The organism is Candidatus Cardinium sp. cBcalN2 (genome assembly GCF_022810445.1).
Classification (GTDB): Bacteria; Bacteroidota; Bacteroidia; order Cytophagales; family Amoebophilaceae; genus Cardinium.
Map to the genome: position 1 here is coordinate 1 of NZ_JAACGD010000128.1, position 2,512 is coordinate 2,512.

Annotated in this window: 1 protein-coding gene and 1 pseudogene; one reads left to right on the forward strand and one right to left on the reverse strand. The window is 34.4% G+C overall.

Annotated features, from left to right (window positions below):
- Positions 1–167: 167 nt before the first annotated feature.
- Positions 168–1,676, reverse strand: a complete 1,509-nt coding sequence (locus MUW74_RS03815; protein ID WP_243518921.1) for a sodium:solute symporter — start codon at positions 1,674–1,676, stop codon at positions 168–170.
- 248 nt (positions 1,677–1,924) lie between these two features.
- On the opposite strand from MUW74_RS03815, the pseudogene MUW74_RS03820 reads away from it, so the two are divergent.
- Positions 1,925–2,512 (forward strand): annotated as a pseudogene (locus tag MUW74_RS03820) (transposase); the annotation flags it as partial.

The window sequence follows — 2,512 nt, forward strand, 5'->3', positions numbered from 1 at the left end:
ATCAAGAAAAAAGTAACAATAAAAATTCATTTTTTACCAGTGTCATAAACAAATACGAAAAAAGTAAGATAAAAATTCCTTACGGCTTATGTACGAATGGTGGCTACCCCTAAGCTGACGCCATTTCCTGAACAGATACAAGCAAAGGCTAAGACAAAATTCCTTATTTACTCTAAGTCTAGACGCTTTTTATATCTTTTAAATGCTCGTATAAGTTGTTGTATTCTTTTTTGTTGCGAATCTAGCCCAACCCAGCCTTGACCTTTTGGTTGTTTTAACAAATAATGAGCGGCCATCATAGCCAGGCCATTGGCTAGAATACCCCACAAAACACCATATAATGCTATCGCACGTTCAACCCAGTTGTACCAACCACAAGTGACTACTATACCTGTAGCCATTCCGACCAAAGCCGTGCAAGGAGTACCCCGAAAACCAAAAACAGCTAAAATAAAAGGGGGACTCACTATAGTCGTCATACCTAATGTAAGAGGCTGCAACACGCAATTAACTAGTTCAAATAGATTAGGATAGTAAAGAGTTAAAATCATAGACAGTAGGCCTGTAAATAATCCAGTTAATTTGGCGATTCGAAGCTGGTCTATATAGGGGTCTAGTTTTATACCTCGAATACTTTGGACTACATCATGACTAAACATAATCGAAGCAGTGTGTAAATTAGAATCAGCTGTGGACATGGTCATGCCTAATACACTAATCATTAAACATCCTTTATAAACAGGTGGCATATCAGCCAGTATATATGGCCAAATTGCTTTTTCGGGGAGATTGGGATCTCCTACAAAAACAAATAGGCTAATCATAGACATAAAAAGCAGTATAAGAGGTATTATCAAGCTCACATACAAAAACACTTTTCTGATTTGAATAGGACCAGCATTCATATAGGCTCTGTGTATAATTGAGGGAGGTATAAAAAATGCAAGACTTAGAAAGTTCAAAAGCAGACTCGAGTTTTGTATGTTGCTATCAACTTCGAACAAATTGCTTAATCTATATTTTTCGTGCTTTTGTAAAAACAAAAAAGCCTCTAACAAGGATTTACCTGTTTTTATAAATACAAACTTAATAAGCAGGGGAATCATGATAGTAAAAGTTATAAACTGCCATACATCCGTAACGGTAACGGCACGAATACCCCCAAAAGTAGCATAAATAATAAGGATTAAAGTAGCTAACATGGTAAAGATACGAGGATCAATCGAATCTATACACATGGCGATAATAGAGGACATTACATTGATTTGAACAGAAACAACAACAATCATCCAGCAGATACTCAGACAAGCGACAATAAGCCTTGAATACTTACCATATATGCTACCTATAGTCTCTGCAATAGAGAGATGTTGCATAAATGGCCCCATACGCAGCCCCAGCAGACTGAGCATCGCATACCTGATAATATAGGAGATAATAATACTAATTGTATAAGATATACCTCGATCATAGCATTTTGGTATATAAACCATCATTATTCCTCCTCCAACAATTGTAGCTAACGTTGTAACCACCAGGGTATTGGTATGAAAAGATTTATTGCCTACAGCATACTCCCGAAATGTAATTGCCTTTTTACTAGCATAAAGCCCTACCAGAAGGGTGAATATCAAAAAGGCCAATACCATTAAAAGTGTAGTGGAATAGTAGATCATAGATAAATCGTTATTTGATAAAGGCTATTTTATTGGGTCTTAAAAAGAAAAACAAAAGATATAGTTGATGGAGCCGTTTTTTTATGAGGCACCACGTGATAGGGTTGCATAGACAATGAAGTTAACCTAATAAATTATTTGTTTAACGTGAGTTCGGGATTATATTTTTTGATACTAGTGTAAAAAAGCTCCCTTGTGTTTTTAAATTTGGAGGTCAAATTTCACCCAAGATAACAAAGGAGCCCATTATGAATGTATCAAAATTAATCGAAATATATTACGGTGTAGATGAATTTCTTAAGAAATTTATACCTTATATGGAAAAGCAATTATTAACTGATTCTGTTAGAAAACCTACTAGAACTTGCTCGCTTACTTTGAGTGAAATAATTACTATCCTTATTGCTTTTCATGTAATTGGTTTTAGATATTTCAAAGCTTATTATTCTCATTTACAACATTTTCATTCTACTGAATTTAAAAACTTAGTAAGCTATAATAGGTTTATAGAACTAATACAGAGAGCATTGGTTCCAATCTACTTCTTTACGCAAAGTCTTTCCAAGACAAAAACAGGCTTTTACTTTATGGATTCAACCGCTATTAAGGTGTGTAGTGTCAAAAGAGCCTATTCTAACAAAGTATTTAAGTCAATTGCTACTAAGGGAAAAACCTCAACTTGAATTGACAACAGGAAAAGTCAATGACAGGTTTCCTGTAGAAAAGTTATCTAAGAATTTGATGGGTAAAATATTTGCTGATAAAGGCTACCTGTGTAAAGATTTGTTTGAAAAACTTATGGAAAAAGGTATAGAACTGATTACACATATCAGAAA

Coding starts and splice junctions, on each gene's coding strand:
- MUW74_RS03815 (WP_243518921.1), bottom strand. CDS start 1,676: ATGATCTACTATTCCACTACACTTTTAATGGTATTGGCCTTTTTGATA.